The 18,615-nt window shown below is 43.3% G+C and carries 14 protein-coding genes; 3 read left to right on the forward strand and 11 right to left on the reverse strand.

What is annotated here, in order from left to right; translation table 11 throughout:
• Nucleotides 1-3 precede the first annotated feature (3 nt).
• The 11 genes from ACFOEE_RS06460 to tssJ all read right to left on the reverse strand — a co-directional run bounded on the left by ACFOEE_RS06460 (nt 4) and on the right by tssJ (nt 12,764).
• A complete protein-coding gene (locus ACFOEE_RS06460; protein ID WP_377122206.1) occupies nt 4-489 on the reverse strand; it encodes an Hcp family type VI secretion system effector in 486 nt (161 codons plus the stop codon).
• Nucleotides 490-683: 194 nt separating this feature from the next.
• On the reverse strand, nt 684-1,094 hold the full coding sequence (locus ACFOEE_RS06465; protein ID WP_377122209.1) for a hypothetical protein: 411 nt from the start codon (nt 1,092-1,094) through the stop codon (nt 684-686).
• Between the two features lie 34 nt (nt 1,095-1,128).
• A complete protein-coding gene (locus ACFOEE_RS06470) occupies nt 1,129-1,728 on the reverse strand; it encodes a hypothetical protein (protein WP_377122212.1) in 600 nt (199 codons plus the stop codon).
• A gap of 77 nt (nt 1,729-1,805) precedes the next feature.
• Nucleotides 1,806-3,332: a type VI secretion system contractile sheath large subunit gene (gene tssC, locus ACFOEE_RS06475; RefSeq protein WP_377122215.1), complete on the reverse strand. Its 1,527-nt coding sequence runs from the start codon at nt 3,330-3,332 to the stop codon at nt 1,806-1,808.
• Between the two features lie 2 nt (nt 3,333-3,334).
• Complete coding sequence (gene tssB, locus ACFOEE_RS06480) at nt 3,335-3,862, reverse strand: type VI secretion system contractile sheath small subunit (RefSeq protein ID WP_377122218.1); 528 nt, start codon at nt 3,860-3,862, stop codon at nt 3,335-3,337.
• Nucleotides 3,863-3,905: 43 nt separating this feature from the next.
• Nucleotides 3,906-5,513, reverse strand: a complete 1,608-nt coding sequence (locus tag ACFOEE_RS06485) for a type VI secretion system domain-containing protein (protein ID WP_377122221.1) — start codon at nt 5,511-5,513, stop codon at nt 3,906-3,908.
• A complete protein-coding gene (tagF, locus tag ACFOEE_RS06490) occupies nt 5,513-6,499 on the reverse strand; it encodes a type VI secretion system-associated protein TagF (protein WP_377122224.1) in 987 nt (328 codons plus the stop codon). Before tagF ends, ACFOEE_RS06485 begins: the two co-directional genes overlap by 1 nt.
• Before the next feature lie 9 nt (nt 6,500-6,508).
• Nucleotides 6,509-10,204 carry a type VI secretion system membrane subunit TssM gene (gene tssM, locus ACFOEE_RS06495; protein WP_377122227.1) on the reverse strand — a complete coding sequence of 1,232 codons (3,696 nt, stop codon included), beginning with the start codon at nt 10,202-10,204 and terminating at the stop codon, nt 6,509-6,511.
• 2 nt (nt 10,205-10,206) lie between these two features.
• The gene (gene icmH, locus ACFOEE_RS06500; protein ID WP_377122927.1) at nt 10,207-10,929 is read right to left on the reverse strand and encodes a type IVB secretion system protein IcmH/DotU; all 723 of its coding nucleotides are present in this window, start codon (nt 10,927-10,929) and stop codon (nt 10,207-10,209) included.
• Between the two features lie 30 nt (nt 10,930-10,959).
• Nucleotides 10,960-12,306, reverse strand: coding sequence for a type VI secretion system baseplate subunit TssK (gene tssK, locus ACFOEE_RS06505; RefSeq protein WP_377122230.1), 1,347 nt, complete (start codon nt 12,304-12,306; stop codon nt 10,960-10,962).
• Nucleotides 12,306-12,764, reverse strand: a complete 459-nt coding sequence (tssJ, locus tag ACFOEE_RS06510) for a type VI secretion system lipoprotein TssJ (RefSeq protein ID WP_377122233.1) — start codon at nt 12,762-12,764, stop codon at nt 12,306-12,308. The genes tssK and tssJ overlap by 1 nt, the downstream gene beginning before the upstream one ends.
• 562 nt (nt 12,765-13,326) lie before the next feature.
• Between tssJ and ACFOEE_RS06515 the strand changes: the two genes are divergently transcribed.
• From ACFOEE_RS06515 to ACFOEE_RS06525, 3 genes are read left to right on the forward strand one after another with little or no spacing between them, the layout of a single operon-like run.
• Nucleotides 13,327-17,097 (forward strand): contractile injection system protein, VgrG/Pvc8 family, encoded by a 3,771-nt coding sequence (locus ACFOEE_RS06515; protein WP_377122236.1) that lies wholly within the window; start codon nt 13,327-13,329, stop codon nt 17,095-17,097.
• Nucleotides 17,094-17,780, forward strand: a complete 687-nt coding sequence (locus ACFOEE_RS06520; RefSeq protein WP_377122239.1) for a hypothetical protein — start codon at nt 17,094-17,096, stop codon at nt 17,778-17,780. Before ACFOEE_RS06515 ends, ACFOEE_RS06520 begins: the two co-directional genes overlap by 4 nt.
• A complete protein-coding gene (locus tag ACFOEE_RS06525) occupies nt 17,774-18,610 on the forward strand; it encodes an ADP-ribosylglycohydrolase family protein (protein ID WP_377122241.1) in 837 nt (278 codons plus the stop codon). The genes ACFOEE_RS06520 and ACFOEE_RS06525 overlap by 7 nt, the downstream gene beginning before the upstream one ends.
• Nucleotides 18,611-18,615 lie beyond the last annotated feature (5 nt).

Below are 18,615 nucleotides of genomic sequence, written 5' to 3' on the forward strand. Positions count from 1 at the left end.
AAATTAGCGGCCTTCAGTCCATGAATCCGAGAATTCAATGTTGCCGTCTAAATAAGTCCAAGTAATGCGCTTGTAACGCATATGTACGGTTTCAAGATGTGGATAACGCTCTTTGTCCAAATCTTTCACGTTGTGCATGGTTGGTGAAATCGACGTGATTTTCACATCTTCCAGCGTGTGACGGAAATACTCACGCTCAGTACCAGTATCATCAATGCGGTACCACTTAAGCTCTAACGTCTTAAGGGTTTGACCGTTAGAACACGCTTTGTACATATAAGGTGTTGCAGCATCAACCGCTTTGGTGATCACGAATGGCTCGTGCTTACGAGTACCTGTCAGTTCGCCTGTGTCGTTGTCTGTTGGAATACGAAGTTCATGGTCGAAATGTAAAATTTCGATTGAACCTTCACGCTCAGCAACGGTTACAGACCCTTTAACGTCATTCCCTTGGTCATCTTTTAACCACATATACGCAGGAATTGCCATTTATGTTATCTCCTTTTAAGATGTATTGTTTCCTGATTTCAAAGGCATAGTGCTAACTAGCAATTTAGCTATGTTAGCTCCCCAAAAGCACCGCGCTTTTTGCCACGGGGAACTTCGGTAAATAGCTGGGTACCTCCAGCTATTTACCAATCTTTAGTTACCAAGTAAAACTAAGCAACCATTATTCTTTTAGATTAAACGTTGACTTTATTTGGTTCCGACAAAAATTTTGCATATCTAAAAACCGGCAAAGAAAAAATTATTAAAAACCAAACTATATTAACCATAAAAAGCATCTCAGATGTGGTGTAACCACCCAAATAAAATTCATACATTAATTGAACAACACTCAGAAGCCACCAAACCCAAGCTACCACCAGCCACACAATTTCACTTAAAGCTCGAACCTTTAAAATAAGCAATAAGTTAGCAGCAAAAACCAAACCATCAAAAACACCGAGCACATTACCAATTAATAAACCCCACCTTCCAACATCAACCAACGCTTGATTTTCAAATGTTGAAAATAACACCACTAAAACTTGAACTAGGAAAATTACTTTCCAAATAAAATACTCAGCTTTGAGATTAATGGAATATAACATCTATTACCAATATCAATATTATTAAAAACAAAATTTATTCACCGCGTAACTCTATCACTAGGCTTACGACATCAAATGGAGCTCTCAATATTTCCATTTTCAAGAAGTGGTTTTGCGTCTGCGAGGGCAATTGGCGAAATTCGTATTCAGCCCTCAGCTCTTCTGTCCATGTATCAAGCACAAAATCACGTGCTCCAATGTCAGCTGAATTTGAAGTTTTCCGATAATACTCTGCCGCCTTTAAAAACGTGACATAATCACTTTTCATACATTCATTTAACGCAACATAGTGGAAATAATTAACTGCAATCACAGCTTCTTCCACTTCGACCTTCCCCAAATCCAAATCACTCACTTTAATCTTCCGAACATTTTCAAAACAACCTTGCATCGCTGACGTATATGACACTGTGGCTTGCTTAAGTTTTATTTTAGAAAACACAATTTCTTCCGATAAACTGTTTGCTGAAATTGATGAACTAAAAATAAGTAAAAAAACAAATTTAGAAGCAAACGCTACAAAACTTAAAGCATCAAAGTATTGATCTGTCTTTTTAGTTATTTCTCTTACCTTTTCCAAAATCTCGCTGCTTTTTTTGAAAAACTCTAGACCAGTAATATTTGGAGATTTCATTTCAAACTCCTTTTCATCCTTGATAATGGGCAGAATTCTCTGCCCTATATACGCTTCACCGGAATAACATCTGGCTTTCATTTTTCGCCGGGCATTTGTCCCACTAGCGCTAGGCGTACATCAATACCTTCAACTTGGAAATGCGGAACCACATAAGTGCTCACTCGGTAATACCCAGGATTACCAGGGATCTCAGCTACCGAGACTTTGGCATCTTTAAGTGGGTGGGTAGCAATAAGCGACTCGTCCGGATTATTCATTTTGGTCACCAGTGCCCCTAGCCAATCATTCAATTGCTGCTCGAGCTCATGGCGCGGCTTACTTGAACCAATGTTTTCGCGCTGGATCACTTTTAAGTAATGGGCAATACGCGATACCAAATAGATGTAGGGTAAGCGTGAGTTGATCCGTGCATTGGCCGTTGCTTCTGGGGTTTCGAATATTTGTGGCTTTTGCGCACTGTTGGCACTGAAGAAACACGCAAAGTCAGAGTTTTTATAGTAGCTCAGAGGGATAAATCCTTGATTCGCAAACTCTAGTTCTTTGGTTTCAGAGATAAGTACCTCTGTTGGGATCTTAGTTTCAGAGCCACGACCTGCTTCAAATGAATGCAGAGGTAAATTATCAACGCGACCACCTGATTGTGGACCTCGGATATTCACCGCCCAACCATGATTGTGGAAACTGCGAATAATATTGGCCGCAAAAGCAAACGTCGCATTACCCCAAAGGTAGTTTTCGTGGTCGGCACTACTCACATCTTCTTGGTAGTTGAAGTTGCGAATTGGGTTCATGTCACCATACGGTAAACGCATCAAGAAACGCGGGAAAGCAAGGCCAACATAACGTGAATCTTCAGACTCACGGAAATTCTTCCAACGTAAAAATTCAGCTCTTTCCATGTAAGAAGCAAGATCTTGAATTTTAGCGACCTCTTCTAAATTGTCCTTTAAGAAGAACTTGGCACCCACAGTACCTAAGAATGGACAATGCGCAGCAGCTGAAACACGTGAGATTTCTTGGAGCAAAGAAATATCCGTCGCTGAACAATCAAACTCAAAATTTGACACCATAGTTGAAATTGGCTCACCACCCGGCGTGTCATATTCTGCTGTGTAAACATGCTTATAAAGTGCAGACTGTGTGGTATCTGGTGCTTCTTCAAAATCTTCGCGCAGCGTTTCTTTATTCACATCCAACATTTCAATTTTAACGTTGGCGTTATTGGGCGTACGTGTGATCAAATAACGCAATGAGCGCCAAGCTGATTCCACTTGCTGAAATTCTTTATGGTGCAAGATTGCATCAAGCTGCGCTGAGATAATTTTATCCACTTTGGCGATGTATTCATCCAATAGCGTTTTATCGATACGGTTGATCTCTTGTTTGCTTTGGCTCGCCATGTCTAAAAAGACATTAATCGCGGCTGTTAAACGTTCATTCGTCTTCGTTTCAGCCAACTTTTGTGGGTCACGAAAAGTATCTAAACTTACCGCTTCAACCACAGGAGCTAAAGACACTAAACCGCAAATCGAGTCATAAACCGATTGTTCGGTCGTTTGCGTCACTTTACTGGCAACATTGAGATTTTCATGAATTGACATGATTAAGCTCCTTGCTCTTCATTGCGTCGCTGTGCTTGTTCATCAAGCGGCGCCACACTATCCAATTTGGCTTTTAGCTCGCTCAACTCTGGCTGACTTTGTAAGATACGCTCTAACTCTTTACGCAGTGTGGAGTTATCTAAAAGGTTAGATTTCAAATCACGTAACAGATTACGCATTGCCATCATCTTATTCAGCTCTGGCACTTGCGCGGCAACATTCTCAGGTTCAAAGGCCTTAAAATTGTCAAATGTTAGATTGATACCTATTTCACCTTCACCACTAATCTTGTTTGCGACCTGAAATTTCGCTTGTGGCGCCATATCTTTAAGCACTTGCTCAAGATTGTTTTTATCAACCACAACACGTTCACGTTCAGCAAACTCGGTTTGATTTTTACCATTTGAATAATCACCAATAACCAACATTTTCAAAGGCAATTCGCTTTTTTGCGACGCCCCGTTGGTATCGAGCTCTAGCGCGATATTAACGCGAGCCCTTGGTATTTCTTTTTGGAAGGTATCTGACATACTTTGTTCCCTCGAAGTTGTTCCTACTGTTAAGTGTGCTAATTTACAGCCAAGCTATGGCCGTAGCGGTATCCGTGACCAACATCCGCGTTTCAATCGCCTTGGCCCTAACGGAAAACTCGTCGTCCGATGTTTGGCTTAAGCCAGCAAAACATCGCTTCGCAAATCGCCAAACCTGTAACGCGAAAGCTTGCTGCCAGCGCGCCAGTTGATGCTGTTCAATTTGCTCCAATAACTGTTCAAATAACGGTTGTGCCAGCGCATATTGCTCATTACGAAGTAAAATTTTGGCGCGCAAGAGCTGTAACTGTGCGGCATCAAAGGCACTGCGATTAGGCAAAATCGCGATAGTCTGCAATGCTTGTGCAACTTCACCTTGGTCAACTAAGGCGTAGGCGGTTTGCTCCGCTTCTAGCAAACTATCAACCTCGCTGGTAGACGTGTCTGTGGCACTTTGTACGGCAGCTAACTCTTCCAGCCAAGCTGCGGTTTTGGCGCTGCAAAACGCCTGACCATTGTCATACTTAAGTTTGCCAAGCATCGGAAAACGCGCTAACAACCCACTCAATTCATGTTCTAACCACTTTGCCGCGTCCAATAATTGGGCTTGGCGCAGCAAGCCAACAATGTTGTGCTGTAAATCCAAATTGAATTGCATGGCGCCTTCCATAAAGACGTTTTCAGCCAATACCAAAGCTTGTTCAAAATGACCTTGCTGCTTGGCGTGATTGATTGGCGCCAAAGCAGTTTCCCGCGGTGCAGGCACGCGTGTGTTACCGTTGGCGTCATGGGGTGGAATTATCAAACTGCCCCATCGCGCTGCCCTAGCCAGCATCATCATACGGAGGTAGTTTTTTGCTTCTTTGTCATGACTAAGTAAACTGCGCACTACTGCTAAAAACTGACTATCCGAGCTAATATCTGTTGCCGGTGGTAAATTGCTGACGACAGGCGTCTCAGCTCTCACGGTATTTTGCACTGGCATTGCCACAGCAGCAGATTGCGCAACCGTTACCTGCTCTGCTTGCACTGCATTGGCCACTGGTATGGGGTTACTTGTTGCTGGTACCTCGCTTGCGCGAACCTCAGCCGCAGCTTGGGCAATGGGATTTTGCTTACAGCCTTGTTCAACCCAAGCCTGTAAGGTTGCAAGTGGACCTGCGTCTTTGTCTAAAAGTGGCAATGTACTGTCACGGTAACGCGTTAATTCAGCACGCAATTCATGCCAATCAGCTGCCGCAATGTTGCCTTTATGCTCACAGATCCCTTTGAGCCGCTCTTGTTGCTGTAAAAACCAATGATGTACGGCTAAACGAGCTTTTTCCTTGCGTGGATATAACGCCTCTGCAAATTGCTGCGCACTGTCATTAAGCAACTTAAAACTCGCCAAAAGACCAGTCATGCCAAATTCACTGCTCGCTGCGAGCATTAAATAAGACAAGACCCTGAAGTCTTTGCTTTCTTTTTCTGCTAACTCACTTGCGAGGACAAACAGACGTTTAAAATCATATTCCGCCACGCCCGACGATGACGCTTTTAAGGTTTTAAAGCGCTCGTCATAAATTAAATCTTCACCGCACGGCTCAGGAAGACACGGCTGCAGCAGCGCTTCATGCCAAGCTTGCCAACTGTGATACTGGTGCGGCGCCATTACACTTTACTCCAGCTACGTAACGCGTCAAAAATACTCATATTGTCCGCAATTGCGAGATCCATCGCCGCTTTAGTAACCGGTAAAGAAAGCTTTAACTGGGTTAAATCAATTGCCGACGTGCCTTGCTGCTCAGGTAAATAAATGGCGTCAAAGTATGACGCGGGCACCGGACGGCAAAATACCACCATGGAAGCTGGCAATTCTTCATGACCAAACTGATAAAAAACCCAAGGTTGCCAATTGTGATCAGCAACCGCATTGGTGATTAAATTAAGCCAAAAACCACCAACTAACATCGCCGCTTGCCAATCTGTGGGCATAGGTAAGCGAATACCAAACTGAGTGCGTAAGCAGCCGCGATTCGCCACCGCTTTTAAAATACTCGCCAATTCCCCAATTAAACGTGCTCTGGCTTCAATGTCTTGATACTGTAGTGCTTGCCAAATTTGCAGCATTGGCATTTTCCGCAGCTGTGCAATTGCGTCACTGACATCGCCACAGTGCATTAACTGCCGCGCAACCAGCTCTTGTTCGCTAAGTACCGACTCCATCACGGTTTTGCTGCTGCTTTGCAATAACCTTTCATGCACCGCACTAATGTTCTGCAAACTATATGATTCCAGCAAAAACAAAAACGCAGGATGGGTTTTATAGTCAGCGCTACTGGCAAACACAAAATTCACGAAGGGATAATTACGACCGATATTGTCACGACTGGCGCTAATAACACCCACGAGCGCACTTTCTTCCGGCCCACCCGCGATAATAAACAAAGACTTACGACCTAATTCGACTTTATCGTCGCGCTGCATACGACCCACCGCAGCAATCCCTTCTTGTACCCAATGATCCAGAGCAATAGACTCACGGCTGTTGACCTGATGCTTGATAAAATCCGCTTGAATGGCATGCTTACCAAAAAAGCCAAAGTAATCTTGCTTCTTAATTGGCTGTGTTTTTTTCTTATTAAACAGTCCAAACATGTCTTACTCCTACAGCGCCGCTTCGCGGGCCAATTTACCCACTACTGCAACTTGCTCTTCTTCGCGGAAAAGCGCCGCAGGCAAACTGAACGACGACAGCAAATGCTTGCTAAAGATGCCGCTATTCCGACTAGAACGCAGTGCCACTTGCACCATAAAGCTGTCCTCAGGCGCAGTGCCTAATTGCCAGCTGGCAATAAACTCAGTGCCTTTGTTCCATTTCAGTTCTGCGTTATTGAGTAGTTTTAACAATGCCCAAGGACCACTGCTTTCTTGCGACCATTGCTTGCCGCTACTGTCCTTGCCTGAGATAACCGCTTTATCTATCCCGCCTTGACCTGGCCAACTAAACTTGCGCCATTCTTCCGGTTCATTGCGGTAACGGTAGCTTTGCTCGTTGAACGCAAAATAGGTTTCACGAATCCCACGTTGTGCGACTGGCATAGCTTGAAACGACACCCCAATATCTTGCCCATCACGTGGGAAGAGTGAACGCGTCACTTTGCGTGCTTTGGTTAGTTGGTCAAGTAATTGCGCACTTAAACCGATGCCATAGCCATTCCAGTTTTTCTCTTGCCACTCGCCTTGACGAAGTTTCACAAACGCAGAGAGTTGTTCATCAACAAAGCGCCATAATAAACCCGATTCTTCATTGAGCACCTCAGCCACATCTTCCATCGCCGCGTCAGAGCCTGAAGTATTGAATGGATAACGACCACGCAAGTTATCGCGATACAAGGTAAAGACTTGATTAGTCCACTTTTCATTAAGCTCACGACGAGCGTCCAAAGTGACGGCTTGGAGTGCCGCTATCAGTGGTGCTTTGAGTAACTTATCCAGAATTTGCTTGGTTTCTGGGTCGAGCGCACGAACTTGGCTTTCGACCACAATCCACGCTGCTTGCAGGGCATTGTCGTTACTTTCACCCGCCATTAACTTGCGTAAAAAGGTCAGCGCAGCATCATCACCTGCACTTGCGCCCGCCACTTTCTTTAGCTCGCTATGAAGTGCACTGAGCGCACCTTGATATTGGCTCAAGTAGTCAGATGGCGCACTTTGTTCCGACGGTTTAGTAAATTGGCGTAAATCAGCAAATCGCGACTCAAGTTCTTGTACTCGTACTCCAGTTACCTGCGACTGTAGTTGTGTTTGTGCGGTATCCAATAGCGCTTTCTTATTGCCTTTGACTTTTAATAGCGAGGCATCTAATTGCTTAGTTAAAGCATATTCACCATTTTCCAGCACATGAATATGCTCAAATACTTTACCCATTAGCTCAGTTAAAGGACCATCCACCGCCGCTAAACGCTCAACAACTAAAGTGGTTTCATTGCTGGTGCGCATTTTCTTAACATCAATGCTTTGCAAGAAAGCAAACCAAGCATCGGCATATTCAGTGAAATAATAGCTGCGAATAGCCGCAGCAAGCGCTGCTGTTTTGGCTGTATCTATTTCACCTTGGTCGTCACTTTGTGTACCTAATACCCAATCACCACGATACGCAAGCGTTGCCACTTCATTGATTTGCTTATCAATGATCTGTTGCCATGAAGCCGCGGTGAACATATAAGGCACGCCGTGCTCACTGACAATGTAATTACGGTTTCTTGGACTTAATAAGTTCTCAATAGTGACAGCCACCTGCTCAGATTTAAAGCTACTGCGAATTTGCCCGTAAAGTAATGCCGCATCAGGCTCAGTGAAGAGATCAGCTCTGGCATCCGCTACTAATGCTTCATCTACAGTCCAGGGTTGTAAAGCCACGCCTTGCACAGGGGCCAAGCTTAAATCATCAACATAAAACGTCAGTAAGGAGTCCAATTGTTTAAGCAGTGGTTGCTGCGTCTCATCATTAAGGTCGATACTCAGCTTACCCACTAACAAAGTGAGTAATTGAGCCGCCGCAAATTCAGTGTCACGCTTGTCTAAGTCAGTGCTCAACATCAGTTGTAATTTCAGCGCGTTATAATAACTCTGGCGACTAATGTTATTGCTGCTAGCATCGTTATGCTGCCAATCGTTGGCCATATTAATAAGTAATTTGTGGTTTTCGTCGTAAGCCACATTCGCCACTAGAGCCTGTAACTGTTGGCGTAGAATGGCATGGACAGGAGCTTGTGTATCGTCGCCCGCATAGACACCAAAGAAGAAACACCATGGCAGTTTTTGCTCGTTCGCAGCTAATGTTTGATAGTGCGCAAACAGGGCTAAGGTTTTATCGAGCTGTTTTGCATAACTTTCTTTATTTACCCGGCTTTCAACCACTCGCTTAACCAGTTTTTCACCATCATTAATCAGCAACATATTGCTAGAATAAGAGGTAATAAGGAGTGCGGTTACCCCAGCAATCGCCGCCAAACCACCAGTAACCGTGAGGCCTTTAAACCAGCGCTGTAGTAAACGACGTTTACGGTTGCCTCGAGTCAAATCCTGTAAGCGGAAAATCACATCGTTAAATACGCGGTTGATAAAAAATGCTTGGGTGATCTGTTCCTGACGTTGCTTTATAAGTACTGAGCGGAAGCGACCAAGAATACCATTACTGGCTTGCTCTACCGGCGTACCTTCTTGGGTTCCAGAAGTAAAATACACGCCAGCAAACCAAGGCACTTCTTGATACGGATTATCTTTAAACAACAAGTTAATAAATTCAGTTAATTTGACCGAGGCGGCTTTAAACTGATTGGGGAAGTCTAAAATCAAACGCTTACGTTCTACATCGCGCTCACGGGCAACTTTACTTAAACGCTGTGCAATCAAACGTTGGTAGAGTTCATCCATTCGGGTTTCAAACAACTCCGCAGGATCTGCATCCATATTTTCACTGGCATCAAGTAAATAAGTACCCCATACCTGCTCACGTTCAGCTTCATCTAAGTCGTTAAAGAAAGGCTCAAAACCGCTTATAAGATCAGACTTAGTAAACACCACATAAACTGGGAATACGATACCAAGTTGTTGAATTAACTCTTCAATTCGTTCACGGATCAATTTCACATGGTGACGCACTTGGTCGCTGTCGGAGGTCAGAACGTCAGCCACACTGATGGCCACCATCACCCCGTTAATTGGTAATTTAGAGCGGTGTTTACGCAACAAACTTAAAAACGCCAGCCACTCTTTATTGTCGGTTTCTTCCGTTGTGTAACGGCCTGCCGTGTCAATCAGTACCGCTTGATCAGCAAACCACCAATCACAATTGCGAGTACCACCAAAGCCTTGAATATGGAATTGATTCGATTTTGAATACGGAAAATGCAAGCCTGAATTCGCAAACAGCGTACTTTTACCGGCCGCCGAGGGGCCGATAATCATATACCAAGGCAAGGCATACAAAGCTGTACTGCCACGATAACCTGCCCCTAAATGCGATGCTTTTAACGCCGCTAATGCCTCTTGCATTTTTTCTGAAATTTCATTTACTTCAGATTCAGAATGGGCGTTATGTCCCGCTAACTCTTTTGCAAGCGCTTCACCTGAGCGTTTTGTCCACATCCAGCGGACAAAAATAAACACCACAAAGGCGCCGGCCACCACCCCCATAGCAATCAGTTTTTTATCCGCGCTATCTAGCCCAACCAATTGACCTGCAAACCAAATTACCGACAGCACAGCGATTAAGCCAATTAACTGCCCTGTTGCGCGGGATGACAACAAACCCAAAAGAAAATGTACTAAGCCACTTTTGTTCACGTTACCAGCCATGGTTATTGTCCTGCCTTGTCGAGTTGCTCTAATACCGCTTGATGCTTTGCTGCTTCTTGATTGCTATTGCGGGCTTGTTTATCCGTGACAAAGTGGAAACCGACAAATAACATCACTACCACTGACAAACACACTGACATGATCACCCAATAAGGCACATTACGACCCACTTTCATGGCAAAGCCTTCTGCGGGAACACCATTGTCAGAAAGGAGTCGAGGCATAGCGCCAAAGGCATCTTCAAGTTGCGCGCGAATATCAACCATCAGTGCTTTTAATTGCTCAACCCCTTTGATTTTGTAAACGCCTTCAAAGCCCATTTGCAAACACACGTAGTAGACACTCAACACCTCGAGCTTAGTGTCACCGCCCTTTCGTAGTGCATCTAATTTTTCGAAAAAGGCTTCACCACCGCGATGGCTACCAAAGAATTCCAATTGCAACGGACGTGACATCCATTCCATTTTAAAATCAAGATTTGAGGTAAGAATGCGCTCATCAACTAACGCCGTTAAGGCAAATTTCATTTCTTGCATCGCAGACGCCGGCACTTGCTGGCTATAGCATTGCTTCTCAAAATGATCGAACGCACTGAGTAGCCGCTCACGACAATCTACGGCACTATCAACTTGCTTTTTAACTTGGCTCAGTACCGCTAACTCATTAATAATGGGCGAAATACAAGCCAAATAATCAGACTGTTTTGACGTTTCCATAAACAGAATTTCCCTTTTCTTTCCCTAGTGTGTGGACGGTTATTTGCCCACACTGACCAATTCAATTTTTGCCGCTTGTAAGCTAAATGGCACAAATAAACTCAGCGATAATTCTTTGCGTAATTGTTGATAAGCATCACCGCGAGGTTCCACTCGGAAATACTCATAACCGCCTTTAATCGCCAATTTATTCGGTGGTCTTTGGCAATGCGTTATGGCAATCCCATCTAACGCACTTGCCACCAAAATTTCTAATTGCTCGGAGGCCGCCAGCTTGACTTGCTCGGTAAACACATCAATCCACTGGGTTGATTCGGCTTCAAAATACACCGCAAGGTACAATTCACTGCCATCTAACAACTGTGGATCTAGCGTTGGCACTTGATAAATTGCCGACGATTTACGTTGCAATGTCAGTGGTGCCATTTTCTTCGGAACCACACCATCAATTAGTTGCCCAAGTGACTGTTCTAATTGAGTAAAAACCGCGGCGAGATCGTCGTGATCATACTTTGGCAATTGCGCCGCAATATCTGCATGTTCGAATACCGACACATTGCTAATCAGTTCAGTCAGTTGGCAATAAAAACGCTCAGGATGCAGAACATTCAACCCTTTCAAATGCTCAAAATGTGCCGCATGGCTCACCATAGTGCTCAGCAATAAAAACGTGTTCATTTCATTAGGGCCAAAATCAGTTACTGAGCCTAAGTCGTTACGACGATTCAATAAAACCCCAACTTTGGCGTTCACTAAGTCGCAGGTTTTTTTCAAAAAACTACGTAAATATAAATTGCTGTGGACATTGAGTTGCGGCGGTACAAACGTTTCACTGGCCTGCCAACTGCCACTGGTATCACGCTGTAAACGTAAGATAGGTAATTGCTCTATGTCAGAGTGAGCCGCACCAGCAGGCATTAAAAATAAGTTTGGTGTCGCGACCAAAACTTCGCGGGTGCGATTTAAGTCATGGCTATCAGCTAATTCAATAAAGTTGGCATCAAAAGCGCAAATGGCACCATGACTGCCGTAACCATTTACACCTGCCACAGCGTCATTCGCCGCCATAGCTAGCGCAATGGTGATCTCAGCTTGGGTTTCTGGCAATTCCATTTGCAATTTGCGACTCTCAGTTAAACCCGCTTCAACCTGCACCAGTCGTCCTGATTTAAACAAGGCTTCAACCCGAACGATGCTGAGAATGCCACGAGCAAGTGCGCCTTGGTCTATATCGAGCACACTGCAACCATAAGCAAACGGATTAAAAATCTGTTGCTGCCGAGCTTGCTGCTGCAACAAGAATTTTTCTTGCAGCTGCATATGCTGCTGGCCTAGCAAAATACCTTCTGCCCAGACTGGCTTTACGCTGATAGTTGAGCGTGCCATTACTTCGCTTCCACACCTAAAATCGCCAATGAATTTTTACTTAGTGCGATATCAAGCGAAGTCGACATTTTCACATAACCATCACTTAACTCATGATAGGTACGCCACTTGCCACCTTCAACATCTCTAAACAGCGCGACCATAGCAACGTATTTAGCTTGCTCGGCTTGTTCAAATGAGATTTTTGTTACTTGAGAAGGATTTATGGTGCGTTCTTCTACTGTGACCAAGGAATTCGCCAAAATTGATTTATCTGATTTCCAAAGCTGTTCATAAGTTGCATTATTAAAAGCTTGAATATCAGTCAGTTGATAAACCTTCAAAACCACAGGAAGCGGCTCATCAAACTGGTTTAAATTCAAATTATCACTTGCAGATACAGCTAAATCGACCTTGGTAGAGACACAGCCAGTTAATAGCAAAAAACCAAACAAAGGCATTAACTTAAGATATTTCATTGACCACATTCCTTTAAATAGATTCAATTACACCGAGTAACAAATTAAAACCAATTCAACTTTAAAACTGAGATTTGTTTTAAATCAAAGAAATAACTCGATTAAGGTACAAACGCAAAACCCTGTAAATCACACGAATTAAATCAATAGCTATCAGTCACTTACAATCAAACAACAGCTCAAGAAATTACACTGAGTAACATTGGTAACCTAAAGTTACTTTATTAAATAGAGGGAAAGCTGAATCAATCATTAATGGCATGAACTTATTGCGCGATTTAAAAATCACAAGGAAAGACAATCCATTATCTCAACAACTCCCTTACAACTCATCAAGCATAGGCTTAAATGTGGATTATTGCAAAATCCTACAAAACCCAAACCAGAGCGGCGCAAAGATTAATAGATCGAATTTTAAAGATCAACTCAAAGGTTATAAAAATTTATATTTGATCGAAATATACAATTAACTTAGGATTATAAAGAGAGCGAAAATCGGTTTTAACTAATTGCAGTAAATTAAACACCCAAAGTACCCATTAAAGGAATGCGGAATTGGAAAATGGATAAATCTATCGTCAATTTATGGCCCGATCTAAACCACTTTTTTGTGACTAAGTTACTCTTAGAACAGAAAATTTCTGGACTTTACAGGGCCGAGTCAAGTCTTTATTCTGAGCAAAAACTCAATAACTCAGACTTTATTGGTAAGACGCTAACTTTTGAAATTATCGCAACAGACGTTACATCCAGTTACGTATCGCTACACGTGATAGCCATGCGTTTTTTGGGTAAAACTTGGGGGCAATACCATTATGAACTGCAATTTGCGCCCAAATTACAAAGTTTGCAGCAGCAATCGCAAGAACGAATTTTTATCGACACTGACATTCAATCTGTATTACAGATGCTTGCAGAAGAAGCTGGGTACGCCAAGGAACAAATTGTATTTCGCCTTAGCAACCCGCTTCCCAGCGCAATTGAGTTTGTCCAAGCCTTTGAAAGTCATTATGAGTTATTTTATCGTCTACTCTGTGAACATGGCCTCGTGTATTGGTTTGAAAACCAAAACGGCGATGAACAATTAATTATCAGTGACAGTAATCTTTCTAGTCCCTACTTACCTCAAGGTATGCTAACTGCAATAGCGCAAGATGGCTTAAACCATGTACTTCCCCAGAATTTTGTGGGGTTTAGCGCGGGGCAAAGCATTGCAAAGTGGCGCACTGGCAATTCCTCCAGCGTAGCTTTACTGAAAGAGCAAAACAACCAAAAGGCCAGCCGAGTTTTTTTTGAGCCATTTAATGCCCCGGTTGCCGAGCAACTTAACTTTTCTCAAGCACAACAATTAGCCTATGAAAGCCAAGCCCAGCAAATGTCGCTGCGGGGTAATGTTGCAAATACCTTTGCTGGCTGCTCTTTATCTTTAGATAGTCGCTTAGATTCGGCCAGTGGCGATTATTTAATTCTCGAAAGCCGAATTGCGATTGCACAGCCATTTGAACAATTAGCGCAAGGCGGGCAAGTCAAAGTGCAATGTGACGTTACACTTGTGCCGCGTAGTAACCCGCTGCGCTTAAAGTGCCCGCCGCATCGCGCCAAACCTTTGGTGTTCCCTGCTAAAATAGAGTCAATTGGCGCCTTGCCTTATCTTGACCATGCCGGACAATATCGGGTGAGACGGCATTTTTCTCAAGCGGCAGCGCCTGTCGCTTGCGCCAGTCAAGCGCTGAAAAAACTCGCCCTGTATGCGTGTAGCGAACAACCTCAAGCCACTGGCTGGCATTTCCCTCTCACGCCAGAGTCAGAAGTGTTGATTGGCTGCATTAATAACGACCCCAATCACAGCTTTATTTTGGGTGTCACCAGCAATGCCTTGCAACCTTCGGTGGTCAATGCCAATAACGCAACCCAAAATCGCTTACTGTCGGCCAGTCAAAATGAACTGCGTTTTGATGATGACCCGCAAAAGCCCTATGTGTTATTACAAACCTTAGCGGGTAAACACAGTTTACGTTTAGACGCTCGCAGCACTGGACGCCAATTTATTAGTTGGATAAGCCAGATGGGTGGCTTGAGTTTAATTGCTGGTAAAGACCTTTTAGTCGCAAGCAAAACCAAAGCAATTACCCAATTAGCAGGCCAAGACCAAACTTATGCAGCTAAACAAACCCTAACGCTCAATGCCAAAGAGCAGCAGCACTGGCAAAGTGGCAATCAACTGGCGTTAACCGCCGCCAGTATTTCCACTCAAACCAAAGCCGGGCTTAATGTTAAAGGCGGACGCAGTGTGAACCTGCAAGCGGAAGAGGCTTTTGCACTCAGTAGCGCAACCGCCATTACCTTAACTGCCCCCGAAGGTGCCAGCGTCATTTATGGTGACCAAAGTATTCAAATCAAAGGTAAAGGCAGTGGCACCTTAACCCTACACAGTAACGGTGGCGAAATCTCGTTAGATAACAGCGGTAATGTCAGCCTAATTGCAACGGATGTGCTGACCTTAAAGGGTCGCCTCATCACCTTAGATGCGCCTGTTGAATACCAACTGGAAGACCCTTTAACGGCAAGTGCACCTCAAGCGCTCAGTGCGCCAACTCAGTCAGCCCCAGCCAGTTTAGCGATTTCTGCTGCTGGAGACGCTGACCTAAGCCAAGGGGTAATTGAGCTGGCGTATCAATATCAAGATGGTTCGCCCGTACAAAATGCCCCTTATGAAGTGCGTTTACACGACGGCACCGTTCTCACTGGGCAACTCGACCAAAATGGCCAAGCTCGCCTTGAAAATGTACCACCGGGACAATTCTCTGTGGTGTATGGGGAAGACAGTCGCCCATATCAACCACAAGACAGCTCCACCCCTAACCCGCTCTTTGGAACTATAACCGCCAAAGACGCCCGTACTATGGTGGAAGCCGAGCAGCCAGAGCAACTACAAGCCGCACAGTCACTCGCCAGTCAAGCTGGTGAATGGTTATGGGGCACCTTGCAGGGGGATTTTAACGCCAACCCCAGTACCTCGCAGATTGTGACGGGTACAATTATTTCCATGATACCTGTGGTCGACCAAATCATGGATGTTCGCGATATCATGGCGAATGTGATGTTGCTCACCGATAACGACGACTCAAACGACAATGATGCTTGGATTGCCTTTACCCTCACTGGCATAGGTTTAATTCCCCTGTTTGGCTCTGCCATTAAAGGGGTGGGTAAAGTAGTCATTAAAAACCCCGCTGCTGGCCTTGATGCCGCCATTGCCGTCATGCGTAAACTAGGTAAAGGCGACCCCGTTGCCTATTTACGCACTGTCAATTGGCATGACCTAGGTAAACAAGCCGCAGGGGAAGTCTCAGACAAAATCAATGGACTTCGTGATGCGTTAAAAGAAATCTCCGACAGCTTTATTCTGCGCCACACCCTACCCGATGAAGCACTAGCAGGCATGCAAACAACCCTGCGCCAACTTGACGAGATCCCCCTTAAAATCACCCAAGGTATGCAGCGAGCCGCACAACAGATAGGCCAAAAGGTAAACAAAGCACTGGATGACTATCAAGGCATTAAACCCAGCAGCGGCGTGGTCGGCCAACCCCATCAAAGTGTCGCCAAACAACTGGATGCCCCCAAAGGGAATGAGTTGCCAGGGGCCTCCAAAGAAACTAAGGGACTTGATTCTAGAAACAAAGAGTTAGATATTTCAAGTAGCTTAGGGGATTTGTCACTCGCTCCCAATTACACTAATTTGGTATCCAAATTCAAAGGAATCTCTTCTGAAGAAATTCTAGATTTTTATGCAAAAATGGATAATCTCGGTATTGATTACAAAAGTCTTATTGAACGCTCTATTAATAAGTATAAAATGACTGCTGATGAGGCACATGCTGTTTTCGGCTATACAACCAAACTTTTCTATCGCGACCTAAACCATATCTTAGCTAATGGCGGAAGTCGAGAGGCGATAGAGTTAACTAACCTAATAAAATCTGGTCTAGGTAAAATGCCAGACGCTAAAAATATGCAGTATCGTGGAATAAGACTTGACAGCAATCAATCAATTGAAGCATTCGATAAACGTTTTAGATTAAATAACACCATAGAATCTAGCTTTTGGTCTACAGCACCAAATATCAATGACTCATATATTGGTTCTAGAAACCTAACGATTTTAACCAATAGCTCTAAAGACATATCGGAATTGGCATTTGGAGTTAATTTCCACAACAAAGTTGGCAAGCCAGTTTATTCATCAGAAACCATCATACCACCGGGAATTAAGTTTAAAGTGATAGGTTTCGAAGATAATGGCAGAGTTATTTTAAGGGAAATCCCATGAAAAATTTGCAATACAATGACCTTCCAGAAACACTAAAATCAAAAATAAAAGAGGAGGAATTACTTACCGCATACTCAATTAACAACTTCAAAAAGGTTTTGATCTGGATTGTAAATGAGGAGTTAGGTAAACAAGAAGAACTAGAATATTCATCAGAACATAATGCATTGCTTTCACTTGAGGAGAGACAGAAGGATGCTCCTTGTGAAAGAGTAGTTTCGATTCCAGAAATGGGAGTTGAGATACTTATCTATTACAGCTTTGAACTTAACACGAATGTAATGTATGAAAATTATCAAATCAGACCTATTGGTTCAACAGATGTATTAGCCAATTCATCACAAATTTATTACTCTCCATATAAAAATTCGCCAGAGGAAGTTGCCAAGGGTGTTTTGGATGAATATAAATTCGCCAACACATACAAAAGCTTTGATCGCGATGAGAAGATTAACTATTGGGTCGGTATCTTATATCGACTACGTAGACAGGCTGTAGAATCCGGTTGTGAGGAGGATGTAATATTTGACGATAAATTGCTTAAAAAGATGAAAGAAGTGGATCAAGATATAGAGATAATACTCCATTTGTGTTTAGAAAAGCTTGCCGCTCTTGAACAGATTGATGAGAGTAAATTAAAAAAGGCATTTAACAAAAATATGAGTGATGACCTGCTATGTTAAAAGAGATTGCTATATCTGATGCATATGGAGCAGGTTTTGAATTCTCAACCAAAGATAAAATAGCAATGCATAATAACCTCTCCAACTACGTTTCTCATGACCTTTATAAAACAGTTGGAAAATATACCGATGACACACAAATGTCTATCGCCATTTCAGAGCTAATTTTATCAAACAAAAAATGGTCTGATTTAGATGTGGCATCGAAATTTGTAGAGTGTTTCAAAAGAGATCCCAGAACAGGATACTCAAAAGGTTTTTTCTCTGTCCTCAATGAAGTCAATGATGGAAATCAGCTACTTCTTAAAATTAGAAACTCAAGCGAAAGAAATGGTGCTGCAATGAGATCTATGCCTCTTGGCTTTATTAAAAGCAAAAGTGAATTACTTGCCAAAGCGAAAATGCAAGCCGCCATTACACACAATACGACCATGGGAATTAAATCAAGCTGTGCTGTTGCTTTAACCGCTCATTTCGGTTTGCATTGTAAAGGAGAAATAAATAAAATTAAAAATTTTTTGGAAAAGAACTATTTTTCCGGATGGGAGTATGAATGGCAAGGTCAGGTTTCGATAAATGCATTTGACACCGTAAGCGCCGCGTTACATTGCCTAATAAATTGCAGAGATCTAAAAACATTACTTATAAAGTGTGTTTCTCTAGGAGGCGATACAGACAGTGTTTCCTCTATAGCAATTGGTTTAGCTACATGTTTTGATGAATATGAAAATAATCTACCAAATAATTTAATTGAGTCACTAGATGAGAAAAATTTTGGTATGGAATACTTAGATTTCTTAGATAGAAAATTGCATGATTATGCTTTCTAGGAAAA

Source organism: Pseudoalteromonas fenneropenaei (genome assembly GCF_042643375.1).
Taxonomy (GTDB): Bacteria; Pseudomonadota; Gammaproteobacteria; order Enterobacterales; family Alteromonadaceae; genus Pseudoalteromonas; species Pseudoalteromonas fenneropenaei.

Excerpts from the sequence above, each read along its gene's own strand:
- ACFOEE_RS06460 (WP_377122206.1), bottom strand. The coding sequence starts at position 489 with ATGGCAATTCCTGCGTATATGTGGTTAAAAGATGACCAAGGGAATGAC.
- ACFOEE_RS06465 (WP_377122209.1), bottom strand. The coding sequence starts at position 1,094 with ATGTTATATTCCATTAATCTCAAAGCTGAGTATTTTATTTGGAAAGTA.
- ACFOEE_RS06470 (WP_377122212.1), bottom strand. The coding sequence starts at position 1,728 with ATGAAATCTCCAAATATTACTGGTCTAGAGTTTTTCAAAAAAAGCAGC.
- tssC (WP_377122215.1), bottom strand. The coding sequence starts at position 3,332 with ATGTCAATTCATGAAAATCTCAATGTTGCCAGTAAAGTGACGCAAACG.
- tssB (WP_377122218.1), bottom strand. The coding sequence starts at position 3,862 with ATGTCAGATACCTTCCAAAAAGAAATACCAAGGGCTCGCGTTAATATC.
- ACFOEE_RS06485 (WP_377122221.1), bottom strand. The coding sequence starts at position 5,513 with ATGGCGCCGCACCAGTATCACAGTTGGCAAGCTTGGCATGAAGCGCTG.
- tagF (WP_377122224.1), bottom strand. The coding sequence starts at position 6,499 with ATGTTTGGACTGTTTAATAAGAAAAAAACACAGCCAATTAAGAAGCAA.
- tssM (WP_377122227.1), bottom strand. The coding sequence starts at position 10,204 with ATGGCTGGTAACGTGAACAAAAGTGGCTTAGTACATTTTCTTTTGGGT.
- tssK (WP_377122230.1), bottom strand. The coding sequence starts at position 12,306 with ATGGCACGCTCAACTATCAGCGTAAAGCCAGTCTGGGCAGAAGGTATT.
- tssJ (WP_377122233.1), bottom strand. The coding sequence starts at position 12,764 with ATGAAATATCTTAAGTTAATGCCTTTGTTTGGTTTTTTGCTATTAACT.
- ACFOEE_RS06515 (WP_377122236.1), top strand. The coding sequence starts at position 13,327 with ATGGATAAATCTATCGTCAATTTATGGCCCGATCTAAACCACTTTTTT.
- ACFOEE_RS06520 (WP_377122239.1), top strand. The coding sequence starts at position 17,094 with ATGAAAAATTTGCAATACAATGACCTTCCAGAAACACTAAAATCAAAA.
- ACFOEE_RS06525 (WP_377122241.1), top strand. The coding sequence starts at position 17,774 with ATGTTAAAAGAGATTGCTATATCTGATGCATATGGAGCAGGTTTTGAA.